The following is a 17,450-nucleotide window of genomic DNA, read 5'->3' on the forward strand; positions in this document are numbered from 1 at the left end:
AAGCTCAGGCCAGACCGAGCCGGCGGCAGATCTCCAGCACGGTGGCCGACTGGTTCATCGTATAGAAGTGCAGCCCGGGCACGCCCTGGGCGCGCAGGCGTTCGCACAGCGCGGTCACCACATCCAGGCCGAAGGCCTTGATGCTGGCGCTGTCGTCGCCAAAACTCTGCAGGCGCAGGCGCACCCAGCGCGGCACATCGGCGCCGCAGTTGTCGGCGAAGCGCAGGATGCCGCTGGCGTTGGTGATCGGCATGATGCCGGGCACCACCGGGATGTCGGCGCCCAGCGCGCGGGTCTCGTCGACGAAGCGGAAGTAGGCGTCGGCATTGAAGAAGAACTGCGTCACCGCGCCGCTGGCGCCGGCCTTCACCTTGGCGGCGTAGGCCTGCAGGTCGGCCTGCGGGCTCCTGGCCTGCGGGTGGGTCTCGGGGTAGGCGGCCACCTCGATATGGAAGTGGTCGCCGGTCTCGGCGCGGATGAAGGCCACCAGGTCGCTGGCATAGCGGAACTCGCCAAAGCCGCCATAGCCGCTTGGGAGGTCGCCGCGCAAGGCGACGATGCGCTTCAGGCCCATGCCCTGGAACAGCGCCAGCTTCTCGCGCACCGAGTCGCGCGTGGCACCAATGCAGGTGAAATGCGAGGCGCCCTGGCGCCCCTCATCCAGGATGGCCTGCACCGCCTGCAGCGTGCCGTCCTGGGTGCTGCCACCGGCGCCATAGGTCACCGAGCAGAACAGCGGGTCCAGCGCATAGAGCTGCTGGCGCACGGCGGCCAGCTTGGTCACGCCCTCGGGCGTCTTGGGCGGGAAGAATTCCAGGCTGATCGGGAAGTCGGGGTTCATCGTGTCTGTGCTCCAGGGTTCAGGCACGTTGCGCCTGAACGAAAAACTCGCGGTTGCCGTCGCCGCCGGTGACCGGGCTGTCCAGCCAGGCGCGCACCACCAGGCCGCACTTGCCGCAGGCCTTGCGCAGGCGCCGCTCGACGTGCGGGTAGGACGCGGCGTCCTTCACCAGGCCCTTCTTGTTGATCTCGGCCGGCTGCAGCTCGAACTGCGGCTTGACCAGCATCAGCAAGGTGCCGCCCGGCGCCAGCAGCGGCGCCAGGGCCGGCAGCACCAGGGTCAGCGAGATGAAGGACAGGTCGCCGGTGATCAGATCGAACCCCGACGCCGGCGCCTGCGGCCCCAGGTCGGCCAGGCTCAGGTGGCGCGCATTGACGCCCTCGACAGCGTGCACGCGCTCGTCAGCGGCCAGGCGCGGGTGCAGCTGGCCGTGGCCGACGTCCACGCCAAACACCTGTGCGCAGCCGGCGGCCAGCAGCACGTCGGTGAAGCCGCCGGTGCTCTGCCCCACGTCCAGCGCCACCGCGCCGGCCAGGTCCAGGGCGGTGATGCGCAGCGCGCCCTCCAGCTTGAGCCCGCCGCGCGACACCCAGCGCAGCTCGGCGTGGTCGGTCACCTCGATCTGGCAGCCGTCGGGCAGGTCTTCACCCGCCTTGGTCGGCACCTGCCAGCCCTTGGGACCCAGCCAGCGCACCGCGCCGGTCTCGATCAGCCGCTGCGCAGCCGACCGGCTCGGGGCCAGTCCCATTTGAACGATCAGCTGATCAGCGCGCATGACGGTGAAGGAAGAAGCCCGGGTGGGTAGGACGCTCGCGTCGAGGCGGCGGCCGGCCGACCGCCGGGCCGCCCCAAGGTCGGCCGCGCCCCCCTCGGGGGGCAGCGAGCGCAGCGAGCGTGGGGGCCCTCAATAACGGTAGGTGTCGGGCTTGTAGGGGCCTTGCTTCGGTACACCGATGTAGGCCGCCTGCTCGTCGCTCAGCTCGGTCAGCATCGCGCCCACCTTCTTCAGGTGCAGGCGCGCGACCTTCTCGTCCAGGTGCTTGGGCAGCACATAGACCTTGCCCACGTCGTAGCCCTCGGGGTGCGAGAACAGCTCGATCTGGGCGATGGTCTGGTTGGCGAACGAGTTCGACATCACGAAGCTGGGGTGGCCGGTGCCACAGCCCAGGTTCACCAGGCGGCCCTTGGCCAGCAGGATGATGCGCTTGCCGTCGGGGAAGATGACGTGGTCGACCTGCGGCTTGATCTCCTCCCACTGGCACTTCTCTTCGAGCCGGGCGACCTGGATCTCGTTGTCGAAGTGGCCGATGTTGCAGACGATGGACTGGTCCTTCATCGCCGCCATGTGCTCGAAGGTGATGACGTCGCGGTTGCCGGTGGTGGTGACGAAGATGTCGGCCTTGTCGGCGGCCCACTCCATGGTCACCACCTTGAAGCCTTCCATCGCGGCCTGCAGCGCGTTGATCGGGTCGATCTCGGTGACCCAGACCTGGGCGCTCAGGGCACGCAGCGCCTGGGCCGAGCCCTTGCCCACGTCGCCATAGCCGCAGACCACCGCCACCTTGCCGGCGATCATCACGTCGGTGGCGCGCTTGATGCCGTCCACCAGGCTCTCGCGGCAGCCGTAAAGGTTGTCGAACTTGCTCTTGGTGACCGAGTCGTTGACGTTGATGGCGCGGAACTTCAGCGTGCCCTTGGCGCTCATCTCCTTCAGGCGATGCACACCGGTGGTGGTCTCCTCGGTGACGCCGATGATCTCGGCGCTCTTGCGGCTGTACCAGGTGGGGTCTTCGGCCAGCTTGGCCTTGATCGCGGCGAACAGGATGCGCTCTTCCTCGCTGCCCGGGTTGGCCAGCACCGAGGCGTCCTTCTCGGCGCGCTGGCCCAGGTGCATCAGCAGCGTGGCGTCGCCGCCGTCGTCCAGGATCATGTTGGGACCTTCGCCCGGCGTGCCCTGAGGCCCGAAGTCGAAGATGCGGTGGGTGTAGTCCCAGTAGTCGACCAGGGTCTCGCCCTTGACGGCGAACACCGGCGTGCCGCCGGCGGCGATCGCGGCGGCGGCGTGGTCCTGGGTGCTGAAGATGTTGCACGAGGCCCAGCGCACGTCGGCGCCCAGGGCCTTGAGCGTCTCGATCAGCACCGCGGTCTGGATCGTCATGTGCAGGCTGCCGGTGATGCGCGCGCCCTTGAGCGGCTGCTTGGCGGCGAATTCCTCGCGGATGGCCATCAGACCGGGCATCTCGGTCTCGGCGATGCGGATTTCCTTGCGGCCCCAGTCGGCCAGCGTGATGTCGGCGATGGCGCAATCGGCCAGCTTCAGGGTCTCGGGTGCGTTCATGGGTGCGGTCCTTCGGTTCGGCGTGGAACGAGAACCCGCCGCGCGAAAGACACCACCAGGGGAAGGGAGACACCCCACTCACCCACGGTCGGCCAGACGCGATGCGGGTGAGCGCCGTTGCAATGTGAAGATTCCGAGCCTGGGGTCTGCCATCTCATGGCGGCTGACCTTGCAACGCTCCTCGGAATCCCGTGATTCTAGCGAAAGCGGCGCCCGCGGGCGCCGCAACAGCCCGGCCAGACCGGCTCAATTCACGGTTTCTCCGCGGGCGTCTGCCTGTGCGCCGGGGCGGGCAGACGCCCCGGGCGGTCCAGGGCGGCCGCGATCAGCCGGCGTTGCTGGACGCCAGCTGGTCGTCGCCCACACTGGGCACCAGCGAGGGCCGGCCCACGATCAGCGGATCGACCGCGCCCATCGCCTTGAGGTTCTTGCCGCCATAGGGCAGGCGGTGCAGCACATAGCGCATCGCGTTCAGGCGCGCGCGCTTCTTGCAGTCGCTCTTGATCACCGTCCATGGCGCGTCGGAGGTGTCGCAGTGCAGGAACATGGCCTCCTTGGCGCGGGTGTAGTCCTCCCACTTGTCCAGGCTGGCCTTGTCGATGGGGCTGAGCTTCCACTGCTTGAGCGGGTGCATCTCGCGCTCCTTGAACCGGCGGCGCTGCTCGGCGCGGCTGACCGAGAACCAGAACTTGAACAGGTGCACGCCCGAGCGCACCAGCTGACGCTCGAACTCGGGCGCCTGGCGCAGGAACTCGTCGTACTCGTGCTGGGTGCAGAAACCCATCACCCGCTCGACGCCCGAGCGGTTGTACCAGCTGCGGTCGAACAGCACGATCTCGCCGGCCGTGGGCAGGTGCTGGATGTAGCGCTGGAAGTACCACTGGCCACGCTCGACCTCGCTGGGCTTCTCCAGCGCCACGACGCGCGCGCCGCGGGGGTTGAGGTGCTCCATGAAGCGCTTGATCGTGCCGCCCTTGCCGGCGGCGTCGCGGCCCTCGAAGACGATCACCACGCGCTGGCCGGTCTCCTTGACCCAGGCCTGCAGCTTCAGCAACTCGACCTGCAGGTTGTATTTCTGCTTCTCGTAGCTCTTGCGGGAGAGCAGGTTCTTGTACGGGTAGGCGCCCTCGCGCCAGCCGGCGGCCAGCTCGGTGTCGGGGTCGACGCCGGGCGTCGTGACGCGCGGCGGCTTGGCCAGCACCTGGCGCAGCGCCTTGCGGTCGTCGGGCGACGCGCCGCCGATCAGGGCCTTGACCTGGGACAGCACCTCGGAGGGGCGCGCATCGGAGCCCACGACCCCCTTGATCACTTCGGCCTGCACGATCTGCTTGGCGCGGGTGGACTCGGCGGCGGTGTAGTTGCGGCGGCCGGCGGCGGTCTTGCGGGGCGTCACGTCGCCGCCACTGGCGGGACGGGGGCGGTTGGCGGCGGGCGTCTTCTTGGCGGCGGTGGTGCGGGTGGCCATGGTGCGGTGGTGTGTGGGGAAGTCCCTGGAACAGTCGATGATGGAACGATGGCGTTTGCGTGACTTGAGCGGCATCAAGCTTTAAGGCGACGCTGGACAAGTCGCCGCGGATGGGCCCGCGCTGGGTTCGGGATGTGCAACGCCGCGGTCCGCCCGAAGCAGGGATGCGCACGCCGAAAGGGACTTGTTCAGCGTGAGGGCCATGGGACACTGGGGCATGGATTCCTGCCGCTGGGACGAGGCCCCGGGCGCCGCGCTGGCCGCGGTGCGCGGCGTGCTGACCGACATCGACGACACCCTGACGCGCGACGGCGCGATCGAGCCCGCCGCGCTGGCCGCGCTGCAGGCGCTGGCCGACGCCGGCCGGCACTGCATCGCGATCACCGGCCGCCCGGCCGGCTGGAGCGAACCCTTCGCGATGGCCTGGCCGGTGGCCGCGATCGTGGCCGAGAACGGCGCCGTGATGCTGCGCCGCGACGGCAACCGGCTGCGCCACGATTTCACCCAGGACGCGCCCACCCGCGCTGCCAACGCGCAGCGCCTGGCCGCCTGCGCCGCCGATGTGCTGGCGCGGGTGCCCGGCGCCACGCTGGCGCGCGACAGCGCCGGCCGGCAGACCGACATCGCCATCGACCACAGCGAGTTCGCCCACCTGGATGAGGCGCAGATCGCCCAGGTGGTGGCCGTGATGCGCGCGCACGGCCTGAGCGCCACCGTCAGCTCGATCCACATCAACGGCTGGATCGGCGCGCACAGCAAGTGGACCGCGGCGCGCTGGGCGGTCGAGACCGCGCTGGGCCGGGTGTTCGATCCGGCCGACTGGCTCTACGTGGGCGACTCCACCAACGACCAGACCATGTTCCAGCAGATGCCGCTGAGCGTGGGCGTGGCCAACATCGCGCGCTTCTGGCCGCAGCTGCTGCACCGGCCGCGCTGGGTCACGCGCGGCGAGCGCGGGCAGGGCTTCGCCGAGGTGGTGGCGCGCCTGCTTCAGTCCAGCCCGAGGAACTGAGCCAGGCGCTGCAGCTCGTCGTCCAGCGCCGCCGTGAAGGCCGCGCCGCGCGGGCGCTTGTCAACGTAGCCCAGCTCGGCCTGCAGCCGGCCGTCCGCCACCGCCAGGTTGCCCCAGCCGATCACCCGGCCCTGCCACAGCATCGGCAGCGCGTAGTAGCCGCGCTGGCGCTTGGGCGCGGGGGTGTAGGCCTCGAAGCGGTAGGCCCAGCCCCAGAAGCGCTCGAAGCGCGGGCGGTCCCAGACGATCGGGTCGAAGGGCGCCAGCAGGCGCAGCGCCTCGTCCGCTGCCCAGCGGCGCGCCGTGGGGTTCTCGCCGGCGGGCCAGTACCAGCGCGTGCCCTCGACCTCGGCCGAGGCCAAGCGCGCCTTGGCGCGGCGCAGCGCCGCCGCGCGCTCGGCCTGCCACTGCGGCGCGCCGAACACCAGCCGGGCCACCAGGTGGCTCAGCGTGGTGGCCGGCAGCGGCGCGTACTTGCCCACCACCACGTCGACCAGGGCGTCCATCGCCGCGGCGGGGTCCTCATGGGGCGGCGTGACCGGGCGCGCCGCGTACAGGCGGATGCCGCCCTCGCGCCGCGCCACCCGCAGCAGGCCGCGGTAGTGCATGCCGTCGAGCAGCTGGGTGCTGGCGTTGGACGAGCCGCCAAACCAGTTGCGGGTCTTGCCGTGCTGGAAATGCGCGTCCACCGCCCTCGGGTGCACCACGCCGCGGTCCTGCACGAAGGCCAGCACCTCGCGGGCCTGCGTCCAGCGGCTGGCCGGCCAGGCCTGGCGCGCCTGGCGCGGGTGCATCAGCGTGTGCAGGGTCGGCGTCACGAAGCCGTAGTTGATGAAGAAGTCCTCCTCCACCTTCAGCCGCGGGTAGCGCTGTTCCAGCTCACCGGCGCGGTAGTCCTTGACGCGGTGGCGCAGCGTCAGGTCCTGGGCGCGGGCCGGGGCGCGGATCGGGTCGGCCTGCACGAAGCCCAGGCGCTGCAGCGCGGCCGGCAGCGTGGACGGGCGGCCCAGGCTGCGGGCGATCGCGTAGCGTGTCAGGTCGTCGAGCGTGGGCGTGGCAGGCATGAGCGGCAGCATAGCGGCGCGGCGGCTATCCTCGCACCATGGACAGCACCAGCCCCGACCCCCGCGCGCTGTGGCAGGCCCGCCTGCAGGCGGCCGGCGCGCGTGCGCTGCCCGACGAGGGCCGGCGCCGGGCCGCGGTGGCCCTGGCGGTGGTGGAGGCGGGCCACGGCGCCGACGCTGCCGGCCTGCCCGCCCATGCCCGGTGGCAGACCGAGCCGGCGCTGCTGCTGACCCGCCGCGCCGCCCACCTGCGCGCCCACGCCGGCCAGTGGGCGCTGCCGGGCGGCCGGCTGGACGAGGGCGAGAGCCCCGAGCAGGCGGCGCTGCGCGAACTGCACGAGGAGGTGGGCCTGGCCCTGGCGGCCGATGCGGTGCTGGGTCGGCTGGACGACTACGCCACCCGCAGCGGCTACGTGATCACGCCGATCGTGGTGTGGGCCGGCGCAGCCCGGGACGCCCAGGCCAACCCCGACGAGGTGGCCAGCCTGCACCGCATCCCGGTGGCCGAGCTGCTGCGTCCGGACGCGCCCTTGCTCAACCAGACACCGCATGGCGAGCACCCGGCGCTGCGCATGCCGATCGGTCACAGCTGGATCGCTGCGCCCACCGGCGCCTTCCTCTACCAGTTCGCCCAGTGGTGCCTGCGCGGCGAGGCCACGCGGGTGGCCCACTTCGACCAGCCGCGTTTCGCCTGGCAGTAGGCTTGGCAGTCGTCAAAGGCCACGTCCGGCGGCGCTGCGACAATGTCGGCCAGTCACCCCCGCCCCAGCAGGAATTCCGCGCCATGACGACCCTCGGTACCCCCTTGTCCCCGTCCGCCACCCGCGTGATGCTGCTTGGCAGCGGCGAGCTGGGCAAGGAGGTGCTGATCGCCCTGCAGCGCCTGGGCGTCGAGACGATCGCCGTCGACCGCTACGACAACGCCCCCGGCCAGCAGGTGGCCCACCACGCCCGCACGATCACGATGAGCGACCCGGCCCAGCTGCGCGCGCTGATCGAGGCCGAGCGGCCGATGCTGGTGGTGCCCGAGATCGAGGCCATCGCCACCCAGGAGCTGGAGAAGCTCGAGGCCGAGGGTGTCGTGCGCGTCATCCCCACGGCCCGCGCCGCGCGCCTGACCATGGACCGCGAGGGCATCCGCCGCCTGGCCGCCGAGAACCTGCGCCTGCCCACCAGCCCCTACCGCTTCTGCGACTCGCTGGCCGAGCTGCAGGCGGCGATCGACGGCAGCGACGGCCAGCCGCCGATCGGCTACCCCTGTGTGGTCAAGCCGGTGATGAGCAGCTCGGGCAAGGGCCAGAGCAAGATCGACACCCCCGCCGACGTGGCCGCCGCCTGGGACTACGCGATGGCCGGCGGCCGCGTGGCCAAGGGCCGCGTCATCGTCGAGGGCTTCATCGATTTCGATTTCGAGATCACCCTGCTCACCGTGCGCGCGATGAACGCCAGTGGCGGCGTCGACACCCATTTCTGCGAGCCGGTCGGCCACAAGCAGGTGGCGGGCGACTACGTCGAGAGCTGGCAGCCGCAGCGCATGAGCGAGGCGGCGCTGGAGCGCTCGCGCCTGATCGCCGAGATGGTCACCGCCGACCTGGGCGGCCTGGGCCTCTTTGGCGTGGAGCTGTTCGTCAAGGGCGACCAGGTCTGGTTCAGCGAGGTCAGCCCGCGCCCGCACGACACCGGCCTGGTGACCCTGGTCACGCAGTGGCAGAGCGAGTTCGAGCTGCACGCGCGCGCCATCCTGGGCCTGCCGGTGGACACCTCGATGCGCAGCCCGGGCGCCAGTGCGGTGATCTATGGCGGCGTCGATGCGGCAGGCATCGCCTTCGATGGCGTGGCCGACGCGCTGGCGGTGCCCCGCAGCGAGCTGCGCCTGTTCGGCAAGCCCGAGAGCTTCACCAAGCGCCGCATGGGCGTGGCGCTGGTGCATGACCAGGATGTCGACACCGCCCGGCAGCAGGCCAGGCTGGCGGCCGGCAAGGTCCGTCCGCGCCAGGTCTGAGCACCGCCTCTTCTTTCAACCAGGGAGCACACACATGAACACTTCGATCCTGAACACCCGCCGTGCGCTGACGCTGCTGGCGCTGGCCAGCCTGGCCGCCTGTGGCGGCGGCGGCGGCGGCGATGGCGGCGAGCCGCCGGTGGCCACCGACCTGGCGATCACCGACGCCAACGCCGACGCGGTGGCCCGCGTCGGGCTGGCCAGCACCTCGGTGGGCCCGCTGGCCGCCAACCTCGGCACCGGCCTGGGCGCCACCGGCTCGGCCAGCCAGGTGGTGGCGCTGGTCAGCCGCCGCGCCCAGGCGCTGGGGCTGAAGGCCGCGTCGCGCGTGCAGCCGCAGGCCGCCGCGGTGGTCGACTGCGCGGTGTCCGGGTCGGTCAGCGTGAACTTCAGCGACAGCAATGCCAACGGCCTGTTCGACGCCACCGGCGAGTCGATCAGCGTGTCGGCCAGCGCCTGCGACGATGGCAGCGGCTTCACGCTCAATGGCAGCTTCACGATGACGCTGGGCAGCTTCACCGACGCCCGCAACTTCGGCTTCACGATGGCCTTTGCCGGTCTGCAGACCACCACCACCGAGGGCTCGGTGCGCCTGGACGGCGAGCTCGCGGTGCAGCTGAGCGGGGGCAACACGCTGGATCTGAGCTCGCCGTCGATCGTGCTGCAGGCCTCGCGCAGCGGTGTCAGCTACCGCTTCGCGCTGGCCAGCTACGTGGCCCATGTGGTGGACCGCGGCGATGCCTCGGTGCAGCGCGTCACCGGCACCTTCTCGGGCACGGGCCTGGACAGCTACCGGGTCCAGGTCACCACGCCGGTCGACGTGGTGCAGCGCTACGCCGACGACTACCCGTCGGCCGGCACGATGAAGTTCGTCGGTGCCGCCGGCTCGGTGCTGAAGGTCGACGCGCTCAATGCCACGCAGGCCCGCCTGTCGGTCGACGCCAACGGCGATGGCGCCTACGAGACCGTGCGCACCGTCCTCTGGGCCGACCTGGACCGCTGAGCGACAATACCGGCCTCGCGCCCGCCGGGCGCCGGTATCCCCCGCCCATGTCCACTGAACAACCGCAGCCCGGCGACAGCGCGTCGCCGGTCGAGCCGCCCGCCGCCGTCACGCCCGCCGAGGCCGTCCATGAGGCCGTCCATGAGAACGTCAGCGAGGCCGCCTCGGCCGTCCTGACCGAGGCCGTTGCGGCGCCCGCGCCGCAGGCCCCGAAGGCGCCCGAGATGAGCCTGAACGCGTGCACGCGCGAGCTGCGCCAGCGCTTCCCGGCGCTGTTCGGCGAGCAGCCCAAGCCGATCAAGCTGCGCATCCAGGCCGACATCCAGCAGCGCGCCCCGGGCGTGTTCACGAAGAAGGCGCTGTCGATCTTCCTGCACCGCCACACCACGCACACCAGCTACCTGCTGGCGCTGGCCAAGGCCACGCACCGCTACGACCTGGACGGCCAGCCCGCCGGCGAGCTGGCCGAGGAACACCGCCAGGCCGCGCGCGACGAACTGGCGCGCCGCAAGGCCATCGTCCAGGAGCGGCGTGCGGCCGAGGACGACGCCCGTCGGCAGCGTTTCTCGCTGGTGCGCGACTACGAGCACACCACGCTGACCAAGGCGAACTTCTGTGCCCTCAAGGGCATCGCCGAGGACCAGCTTGACGGCTTGCTGGCCACGATCCGAGCCGAGATCGCTGCCTGGGAAGCGCAGCGGCCAGCGGCGCCGCCGCGGCCGGAGCGCCGCGACGGCCGCGACGAGCGACGGGGTCCGCGCGGTGATGCGCGCGGTGAGGCGCGCGGTGGCCCGCGGGGTGGTTCGCGCGGCCCCGGTGGCCCCGGCGGCCGCGGCCCGCGCCCCTGACCACGCCGCTCAGCGGCGCAGCACCACCGCCACGCCGGCGCGCAGCTCGGCCGGATCGACATAACCGATCGCCCCGGGCGTGCGGGCCACATGGTCCAGCACCTCGGCGGTCGAGCGCAGCTCGGCCGGCGGCACGCCCTTGCCGATGTAGCGGCGCACCGTCCAGTAGGCCAGGTAGGCCTCATCGTCCTGCTGCAGCAGGGCCTTCAGGAAGCGCTGGCGCAGCGGGTGGGCCGAGGGCAGGTTGACCGGCCGCAGGGCCTGGCCATCCAGCTCCACGGCGCGGCCGGTGTAGGCCCGGCGGATGGTTTCGGCGTCCAGGCCCTTCAGGCCCGGATGGGCGATCACGGCCAGGCCCTCGTCGGCCGCGTGGACCGGTCCGGTCAGCAGCGTGGGCAGCGCGGCGGCGAGACCGCCCAGCAGAAAGTGGCGTCGTTGCATGGCGCCCCCTTCAGTAGACGAAGCTGTAGGACAGCGACAGCACGTTGACGTGCCGCGGCCGCGCCAGGGGCTCGCCCGCGGGCACATCGATCAGCTGTGACTGCTGCGCCTGGGTGTGCATCCACTCCAGCTTGAGCTTGCTGCGCGCGTCCAGCGCCCACGAACTGCCCAGCGCCAGCGAGGTCTGTCGGAAGATCAGCGTCTGGTCGGCCGCACTGCGCATGCTGCCGTTGAGCAGCGGCGCGCCGGGCAGCGCATCGGGCAGTCGGGTGCTGTCCAGCGCCCGCGCCACGGCGGTGCCGTCGGCGGTGCTGTGCGCCGCGGCCAGCGACACATAGGGCGTGAAGGCGCCCCACTGGCGCGACACGGTGGCGGCGGCGGCCCAGGCGTCGACCGCCATCACCGTGCCGGACTGGCGCAGCCGCATCAGCTCGGCCGCGACACGCCAGCGCGCGTCGAAGCGGTGGTCCACGCCCACGGCGTACAGCCACTCGCGGAAGTGCCTGGCCTCCTGCACCCCCGGGCCCGGCAGCTGGTTGCTGGTCTGCCAGTAGCCCAGGCCTGGGCCGAGCGGTGCCCACACCGGCCGCACCAGCAGGCCGCTGCCGTCCGACAGGCCCACGGTCAGGCGGTGCAGGCCGGCGCGCAGCGTGGTGTCGGCCGTGCGCCAGGTCAGCACGCCGCCGAGGGCGTCGACATCCGCGCTGCGGAACTGCGGCCCGGCGCTGACCAGCGGCGCTTGGCCCGGCACCGGCGAGGGCACCGCCTCGCGCTGCCAGCTGCGCTTGGCCAGCGTGGTCTGGCCGACGTAGCCGTCGATGCTCAGCTCGCCATCGGCCAGCCACAGGCTGCGCGAGAGGTTCAGGCCATTGAAGTCGCTGGTCGGTGCCAGCGAGTAGAACTCGGTGGGCAGGCGCGCCTCGTCGTAGGTCTGGCCGACGTCGAGCTGCTCGCTGCGCAGGAAGAAGGGCACCCGCATGCGGCCCAGGCGCAGCAGCCAGTCGTTGTCGGGACGCCAGGCCACGAAGGCCCAGCTCGGCCGCAGGCTCCAGCGCGCGTCGTGGTCTTCGGACGGGCCCAGGCGCAGCTGCACCGTGGCCGACCATTCGGGGCTGAACTGCGCATCGAGCTGCACGCCCAGCACGCTGTCGCGCTCGGCGGTGGCGTGGTCCTTGATGAAGCGCTGGTAGGTGAAGGACTGGTCGCTCTGCGTCAGGCCGATCGTGCCGAAGGCCGACCAGCTCAGGCGCGGGCCGCCCGCATCGGCCTCGTCGGCACGGGCAGCGCCGGCCAGCAACAGGGCGGCCAGGGTGAGAACGCCCAGGCGGCGTGCAAAGTGGGGTGTCATGGCTCAGTCCTTCCAGGCGCGGGCGATCTCGATGAAGCGGTCTTCGCAGGCCTGGGCTGCGGCGACGATCCGGGGGTCGAAGTGCTGGCCGGCGCCGTCGGCCAGCATGGCCATGGCGTCGGCGTGGGGCAGCGGGTCCTTGTAGGGACGACGGCTGATCAGCGCGTCGTAGACGTCGGCCACCGCCATCAGGCGCGCGGCCAGCGGAATCGCGCGGCCCGCCAGGCCATCCGGGTAGCCGCGGCCGTCCCAGCGCTCGTGGTGGTGGCGGGCGATCTGGCGCGCGAAGTCCAGGAAATCCGAGGCGCCGCCCATGCGCTGCGCGGCGCGCTGCAGGATCTCCCAGCCCTGCAGCGTGTGGGTCTTCATCACCTCGAAGTCGGCGGCGTCGAGCTTGCCGGGCTTGAGCAGGATGTGGTCGGGGATCGCCACCTTGCCGATGTCGTGCAGCGGCGCGCTCTTGGCCAGCAGCTCGATCGAGCCGGCGTCCAGCCGCGCCGCGTCGGCGTCATCGCCGGGGTGTTCGCTCAGGTACTCGGCCAGCGTGCGCACGTACTCCTGGGTGCGCTTGACGTGGTTGCCGGTGTCCTGGTCGCGGAACTCGGCCAGAGAGACCATCACGAACATCGTGGCGTCGCGCAGCCGCTCCACCTGGTCGACCTGGGCGGCCAGCGCCTCGGCCAGACCGGCGTTGCGCTGCTTGAGCGCATCGCGCGAGGCCTTGACCTGCAGGTGGGTGCGCACCCGCGAGCGCACGATCGGCGGGCTGATCGGCTTGTGGATGAAGTCGGCCCCGCCGACCTCGAAGCCGCGCGCCTCGTCCTCGGGCTGGCTCATCGCGGTGACGAAGATCACCGGCACCTCGCGCGTGCGCGGGTCGGCCTTGAGGCGGCGGCAGACCTCGAAGCCGTCCATCTCCGGCATCATCACATCGAGCAGGATCAGGTCGGGCGGCTCGCGCAGCGCCAGCTCCAGCGCGCGGGCGCCGGTGTTGGCCAGCTTCACGCGGTGCTCGCTGTTGAGCAGGCCGGCCAGCAGGTTCAGGTTGGCCGGGGTGTCGTCCACCACCAGCAGCGTGGCGCGGTGTTCCGATGCCCCCATCAGCGGACCTCCCGATCGAGCAGCGCCAGTGCGGCGTCGAAATCGCAGGCCTGGATGGCCTGGTCCAGCGCCAGCGCGTGTTCCACCGGCAGCCCGGCGCGCAGCGCGTCGCGATGGCTGTGCCAGTGCGCCAGGGCCTCGCTGTCGGCGTCGGCCAGCAGGCGGCGCAGCGTGGCGCGGATCTCGGGGCTGGCCGGGGGCGCCGCAGGGCGCTCGCGTGCCGGCCAGGGTGGTTCGGCGCGCAGGGCGGCCACCAGCGTGGTCAGTGCCGCCTCGGCCTGGTCGGCGGCGGCAATCACCCCATCGCCAGCTGGCAGGGCGTGTTCCAGCGCCTGCGCGGCATCGGCCAGCGCACCCATGCCCAGCTGGCGCGCCAGCCCCTTGAGCGTGTGGGCCTCGCGGGCCAGCGCCGGGCCGGCGCCGTCGCGCGCCTGTGCCGACAGGCTTGTGTCCCGGCTGTCGATGTGCTCGACGAAATGCGCCAGGCCGTTGCGCAGCAGGGTCTCGCCGCCGCAGCGCGCCAGCGCGGTGTGCAGGTCGATGCCGGGCCACTGCGGCCACGGCAGGCCGGGCTCATCGATCGGCGCGGCCGCGGCGATGGCGGCGTCGGCCGCCGGGTGGGCCGGCAGGAAGCGCGCCAGCTCGCGCAGCATGGCTGGCGGATCGATCGGCTTGGGGATGTGGCCGACCATGCCGATCGCCAGGCAGCGCTCGCGCTCCTCGACCAGCGCATGCGCCGTCATCGCCACCACCGGCAGGCGGCGCCACTGCGGATGGGCCAGGATGCGGCGCGTGGCCTCGTAGCCGTCCATCACCGGCATCTGCAGGTCCATCAGCACCACGTCGAAGGCCTCGGCACCGTCGCGCTCCAGGCGATCGAGTGCCTGCTGGCCATCCTCGGCCGAGCTGATGAGCGCGCCGGCGCGCCGCAGCAGCTCGGTGGCCAGCTGGCGATTGACCGGGTTGTCCTCGACCAGCAGCGCGCGCAGCCCCGCCAGCGGCAGCAGCATGCCCGGGGCCGGCGGCGGCGCCGGCGACTCGGCCTGCAGCAGGCGCTTGAGCGCACTGGGCAGCACCGGCTTGTCGATGAAGTACAGCGCACCCGCGGCGGCGGCTTCGCGGCGCAGCGCGTCGCTGCCATAGGCCGACATCACCACCACCCGCGGTGCCTCGGGGCCGAGTGCGCGCAGCCGCTCGATCACCTCGCCGCCTCGCAGGTCGGGCATCACCCAGTCGAGCAGCATCAGGTCGAAGGGCTGGCCGATGCGGGCGGCCTCGTGGCAGCGCTGCAGCGCGGCCTGGCCGTCGGCCACGGCCTCGAGCAGACCCTCGCGGCCCACACCCAGCGCGGCCAGTTGCTCCAGCACGCTCTGCCGCGTGGCGACCTGGTCGTCGACCACCAGCACGCGCTGGCGCGCCAGGGTCTGGTCGTCGATCGGCGTCGGGGTGGCGGCCAGGCGCACCGGCAGCTCGATGCGGAAGGTCGAGCCCTGGCCGGGCGTGCTGTCGACATCGATGTGGCCGCCCATCAGCTCGACCAGCCGGCGCGAGATCGACAGGCCCAGGCCGGTGCCGCCATAGCGGCGCGTGGTGGAGCCGTCGGCCTGCGTGAACTCCTGGAACAGCCGCGCGCACTGCTCGGCGTCCATGCCCACGCCGGTGTCCGCGACCGACAGGCGCAACAGGGCGCGCTCACCCGGCTGCGGTGATGCGCTGCCGTCCAGGTCCAGCGCCAGGCGCACCTGGCCCTGTTCGGTGAACTTCACGGCATTGGTCAGCAGATTCACTAGCACCTGGCCCAGGCGCAGCGGGTCGCCCCAGATCGCCCCGGCGCTGCCCAGCAGGGCCGGGTGCCGCACATCGCACAACAGCTCGATGCGCTTGGCCTGGGCGCGCTCACGCACCATCAGCAGTGCCTGCGCGGCCACGTCCTCGATGCGGCAGGGCACCGACTCCAGCGTCAGCTTGCCGGCCTCGATCTTCGAGAAGTCCAGGATGTCGTTGAGCACGCCCAGCAGCATGGTCGCTGCGCCGTGGGCCTTGTCCAGGTAGTCGCGCTGCTGGGCGTCCAGCGCGGTGCCCAGGGCCAGGTGGGTCATGCCGATGATCGCGTTCATCGGCGTGCGGATCTCGTGGCTCATGTTGGCCAGGAACATGCTCTTGGCCTGGGTGGCGGACTCGGCCTGGCGGCGCGCCTGCTCCAGTTCGCGCTGGTGTTCGCTGCGGGCGGCCAGGTCGCGCTCGATGCTGTCGGCCATCAGGTCCAGCGTGGCCGACAGCGCGGCCACCTCGCGCAGGTGGTCGGTGCCGCGTGGCACGCGCGCGGCGTAGTCGCCGCCGGCCAGGCGCTCGGCGGTGTAGGCCAGTTCGGCCACCGGGTCCAGCAGGCCGCGCTGGATGCCGCGCCAGGCGCGGCCCATGGCCAGGATCACCAGCAGGTCGACGATCAGCTGGCGCAGCCGGGTCGAGGCGGTGTCCACCGCACCTTGGGTGCGGGCGTCGGTCAGCTGCTCCAGCCGCAGGACCTGCTCCACCAGACGGGCATGCGCCAGCTCGTAGTCGCGCGAGTGCACGACAGCCCGCGCGTATGCGGTGTCCGGTCGACCGTCCGAGACGAACTCCTGGCGCGCCGGGTCGTACAGGCCCTGGGTGGCGGCAAAGGCGACCTGCTCGAAGCGGCCCAGGGCCTCGGTGGCATCGACGATGTCCTGCAGCGCCTGCTGCTCCGCGGCATCGGCCTGCAACTGCCGCAGATGCGCCTGCAGCGACACGCCGCGCTGGCCCTCGGGCAGCCGATGCTCACGCTGGCCGGCGACCACCTGCTCCCAGTACAGGCCGTTGGCATCGTCCGGGGCCGGCTTCTCGCCCTGGCGGATGGCCAGGATGTCGTAGTAGTAGCGCAGGTAGCGGGGGTGGGCGGTGTCGACATAGCTGCGCACCAGCATCGACAGCCGGTTGGTCTCGTGGTGCAGGTCGTCCACCACCTTCAGGGCGGCGTCGCGCCGCACGGCGGCCTCGCCCGCGTCGCTGTAGGCCCGCATGATGACCAGCAGGAACAGGCCGTGCACCAGCAGGGCCACCGTCACCAGGCCGAAGAACACGCGCGACGCCCGGCCCAGGCTGAGCAGGGGGCGGCCAAGGGGGGCGACAGAGGATGGCAGGGCAGGCGCGGTCACGACACGGATGCCCCCGTGGGTAGGGGGTCTCCGTTTATCGGCGCGATCCGGCCAGTATGAAGGGCGGAAAAACGGCCGGAAGCCGCACGCGGCCCGGCCGTCAGGTGTGCGCGCGCGTCAGAGCGACTGCAGGTAGGCCGCCACGGCCTTCATCTGCTGCGCGGACATGCCGGCCGTCTCGGCACGCATCAGCACGCCGTGCGGGCGCAGCCGGGTGCTGAAGCCCTTGAGCTGGCGCTCCAGGTAGTCGGCATGCTGGCCCGCCAGGCGCGGGAAGCCCGCGGCGCCTTCGGCCCGCTCGCCATGGCAGCCGGCGCAGGCGCGGATGCCCGAGCCGGGCACACCGTCCTCGAACAGGCGACGGCCTTCCTTGAGCAGGCGGTCGGGGCCACGGGCGCGGCCGGGCGCCGGCGCCTGCACCGCGTAGTACTCGGCCAGGGCCTGGATGGTGTCGTCGTCGAGCAGGGCCGACACGCCCCACATGTAGGCCTTGTTGTCGGCCTCGGCGCGCTGCTGGGCGCGGAAGTCCTTCAGCTGGCGCGCCGTGTACTGCACCGGCTGGCCGGCCAGTGACGGGTAGGCCGCGCTGGCACTGCGGCCGCCCTCGCCGTGGCAGGCTGCGCAGACGTGGATCGCGCGGCGCGCGATGTCGGTACCGCCGTTCATGTCCTGGGCCGACGCGGCGACCGCGGCCAGGCCCAGCAGGGCGGCGCCCAGCGCACGACGTGCGCCGGAGCGGATGGGGAACACAGGCATGTCTCCTCCAGGTCTCATGCCCGCCAACCGCTGGCGGGCAACGCGGCCACGTTGC

At 72.0% G+C, this 17,450-nt stretch carries 15 protein-coding genes and 1 riboswitch; of the genes, 5 read left to right on the top strand and 10 right to left on the bottom strand.

Going from position 1 to position 17,450, the window contains the following annotated elements:
• Nucleotides 1-4 precede the first annotated feature (4 nt).
• From metF to ppk2, 4 genes are all read right to left on the bottom strand, one after another.
• Nucleotides 5-841 (bottom strand): methylenetetrahydrofolate reductase [NAD(P)H], encoded by an 837-nt coding sequence (gene metF, locus KAK07_RS18810; protein ID WP_210862533.1) that lies wholly within the window; start codon nt 839-841, stop codon nt 5-7.
• A gap of 19 nt (nt 842-860) precedes the next feature.
• On the bottom strand, nt 861-1,616 hold the full coding sequence (locus KAK07_RS18815) for a TlyA family RNA methyltransferase (protein WP_210862535.1): 756 nt from the start codon (nt 1,614-1,616) through the stop codon (nt 861-863).
• Between the two features lie 129 nt (nt 1,617-1,745).
• Nucleotides 1,746-3,179, bottom strand: coding sequence for an adenosylhomocysteinase (ahcY, locus tag KAK07_RS18820; protein ID WP_210862537.1), 1,434 nt, complete (start codon nt 3,177-3,179; stop codon nt 1,746-1,748).
• Between the two features lie 102 nt (nt 3,180-3,281).
• Nucleotides 3,282-3,368, bottom strand: a riboswitch (S-adenosyl-L-homocysteine riboswitch).
• A 136-nt stretch (nt 3,369-3,504) separates the two neighbouring features.
• Nucleotides 3,505-4,644 (bottom strand): polyphosphate kinase 2, encoded by a 1,140-nt coding sequence (ppk2, locus tag KAK07_RS18825; protein ID WP_210851540.1) that lies wholly within the window; start codon nt 4,642-4,644, stop codon nt 3,505-3,507.
• A gap of 217 nt (nt 4,645-4,861) precedes the next feature.
• Between ppk2 and KAK07_RS18830 the strand changes: the two genes are divergently transcribed.
• Nucleotides 4,862-5,656 (top strand): HAD family hydrolase, encoded by a 795-nt coding sequence (locus tag KAK07_RS18830; protein ID WP_210862539.1) that lies wholly within the window; start codon nt 4,862-4,864, stop codon nt 5,654-5,656.
• On the opposite strand, the gene KAK07_RS18835 is transcribed toward KAK07_RS18830, so the two are convergent.
• On the bottom strand, nt 5,635-6,720 hold the full coding sequence (locus tag KAK07_RS18835) for a DNA glycosylase AlkZ-like family protein (RefSeq protein ID WP_210862541.1): 1,086 nt from the start codon (nt 6,718-6,720) through the stop codon (nt 5,635-5,637). The two genes, KAK07_RS18830 and KAK07_RS18835, sit on opposite strands and share 22 nt — an antisense overlap.
• Nucleotides 6,721-6,758: 38 nt before the next feature.
• Here KAK07_RS18835 and KAK07_RS18840 point away from each other — a divergent pair, with 38 nt between their 5' ends.
• The 4 genes from KAK07_RS18840 to KAK07_RS18855 all read left to right on the top strand — a co-directional run bounded on the left by KAK07_RS18840 (nt 6,759) and on the right by KAK07_RS18855 (nt 10,573).
• On the top strand, nt 6,759-7,421 hold the full coding sequence (locus KAK07_RS18840) for an NUDIX hydrolase (RefSeq protein ID WP_210862543.1): 663 nt from the start codon (nt 6,759-6,761) through the stop codon (nt 7,419-7,421).
• 83 nt (nt 7,422-7,504) lie between these two features.
• Nucleotides 7,505-8,722 carry a formate-dependent phosphoribosylglycinamide formyltransferase gene (gene purT / locus KAK07_RS18845; RefSeq protein WP_210862545.1) on the top strand — a complete coding sequence of 406 codons (1,218 nt, stop codon included), beginning with the start codon at nt 7,505-7,507 and terminating at the stop codon, nt 8,720-8,722.
• A gap of 34 nt (nt 8,723-8,756) precedes the next feature.
• On the top strand, nt 8,757-9,725 hold the full coding sequence (locus tag KAK07_RS18850; RefSeq protein ID WP_210862548.1) for a hypothetical protein: 969 nt from the start codon (nt 8,757-8,759) through the stop codon (nt 9,723-9,725).
• 47 nt (nt 9,726-9,772) lie between these two features.
• Complete coding sequence (locus KAK07_RS18855; protein WP_247664469.1) at nt 9,773-10,573, top strand: ProQ/FINO family protein; 801 nt, start codon at nt 9,773-9,775, stop codon at nt 10,571-10,573.
• A 9-nt stretch (nt 10,574-10,582) separates the two neighbouring features.
• Here the strand turns inward: KAK07_RS18855 and KAK07_RS18860 are convergent, their stop codons facing one another.
• The 5 genes from KAK07_RS18860 to KAK07_RS18880 form a co-directional block, all read right to left on the bottom strand.
• A complete protein-coding gene (locus KAK07_RS18860) occupies nt 10,583-11,014 on the bottom strand; it encodes a hypothetical protein (RefSeq protein ID WP_210851546.1) in 432 nt (143 codons plus the stop codon).
• Between the two features lie 10 nt (nt 11,015-11,024).
• Nucleotides 11,025-12,362 (bottom strand): hypothetical protein, encoded by a 1,338-nt coding sequence (locus KAK07_RS18865; protein ID WP_210862550.1) that lies wholly within the window; start codon nt 12,360-12,362, stop codon nt 11,025-11,027.
• Between the two features lie 3 nt (nt 12,363-12,365).
• Nucleotides 12,366-13,463, bottom strand: coding sequence for an HD-GYP domain-containing protein (locus tag KAK07_RS18870; RefSeq protein WP_210862552.1), 1,098 nt, complete (start codon nt 13,461-13,463; stop codon nt 12,366-12,368).
• The gene (locus KAK07_RS18875; protein ID WP_210862554.1) at nt 13,463-16,639 is read right to left on the bottom strand and encodes a hybrid sensor histidine kinase/response regulator; all 3,177 of its coding nucleotides are present in this window, start codon (nt 16,637-16,639) and stop codon (nt 13,463-13,465) included. The genes KAK07_RS18870 and KAK07_RS18875 overlap by 1 nt, the downstream gene beginning before the upstream one ends.
• Before the next feature lie 117 nt (nt 16,640-16,756).
• Nucleotides 16,757-17,395, bottom strand: a complete 639-nt coding sequence (locus KAK07_RS18880; RefSeq protein WP_210851550.1) for a c-type cytochrome — start codon at nt 17,393-17,395, stop codon at nt 16,757-16,759.
• Nucleotides 17,396-17,450 lie beyond the last annotated feature (55 nt).

Source organism: Ideonella alba, assembly GCF_018069875.1.
Taxonomy (GTDB): domain Bacteria; phylum Pseudomonadota; class Gammaproteobacteria; order Burkholderiales; family Burkholderiaceae_C; genus Ideonella; species Ideonella alba.

What these genes read in the sequence shown, in the direction of transcription:
- metF (WP_210862533.1), bottom strand. Translation starts at nt 841, where the DNA reads ATGAACCCCGACTTCCCGATCAGCCTGGAATTCTTCCCGCCCAAGACG.
- KAK07_RS18815 (WP_210862535.1), bottom strand. Translation starts at nt 1,616, where the DNA reads ATGCGCGCTGATCAGCTGATCGTTCAAATGGGACTGGCCCCGAGCCGG.
- ahcY (WP_210862537.1), bottom strand. Translation starts at nt 3,179, where the DNA reads ATGAACGCACCCGAGACCCTGAAGCTGGCCGATTGCGCCATCGCCGAC.
- ppk2 (WP_210851540.1), bottom strand. Translation starts at nt 4,644, where the DNA reads ATGGCCACCCGCACCACCGCCGCCAAGAAGACGCCCGCCGCCAACCGC.
- KAK07_RS18830 (WP_210862539.1), top strand. Translation starts at nt 4,862, where the DNA reads ATGGATTCCTGCCGCTGGGACGAGGCCCCGGGCGCCGCGCTGGCCGCG.
- KAK07_RS18835 (WP_210862541.1), bottom strand. Translation starts at nt 6,720, where the DNA reads ATGCCTGCCACGCCCACGCTCGACGACCTGACACGCTACGCGATCGCC.
- KAK07_RS18840 (WP_210862543.1), top strand. Translation starts at nt 6,759, where the DNA reads ATGGACAGCACCAGCCCCGACCCCCGCGCGCTGTGGCAGGCCCGCCTG.
- purT (WP_210862545.1), top strand. Translation starts at nt 7,505, where the DNA reads ATGACGACCCTCGGTACCCCCTTGTCCCCGTCCGCCACCCGCGTGATG.
- KAK07_RS18850 (WP_210862548.1), top strand. Translation starts at nt 8,757, where the DNA reads ATGAACACTTCGATCCTGAACACCCGCCGTGCGCTGACGCTGCTGGCG.
- KAK07_RS18855 (WP_247664469.1), top strand. Translation starts at nt 9,773, where the DNA reads ATGTCCACTGAACAACCGCAGCCCGGCGACAGCGCGTCGCCGGTCGAG.
- KAK07_RS18860 (WP_210851546.1), bottom strand. Translation starts at nt 11,014, where the DNA reads ATGCAACGACGCCACTTTCTGCTGGGCGGTCTCGCCGCCGCGCTGCCC.
- KAK07_RS18865 (WP_210862550.1), bottom strand. Translation starts at nt 12,362, where the DNA reads ATGACACCCCACTTTGCACGCCGCCTGGGCGTTCTCACCCTGGCCGCC.
- KAK07_RS18870 (WP_210862552.1), bottom strand. Translation starts at nt 13,463, where the DNA reads ATGGGGGCATCGGAACACCGCGCCACGCTGCTGGTGGTGGACGACACC.
- KAK07_RS18880 (WP_210851550.1), bottom strand. Translation starts at nt 17,395, where the DNA reads ATGCCTGTGTTCCCCATCCGCTCCGGCGCACGTCGTGCGCTGGGCGCC.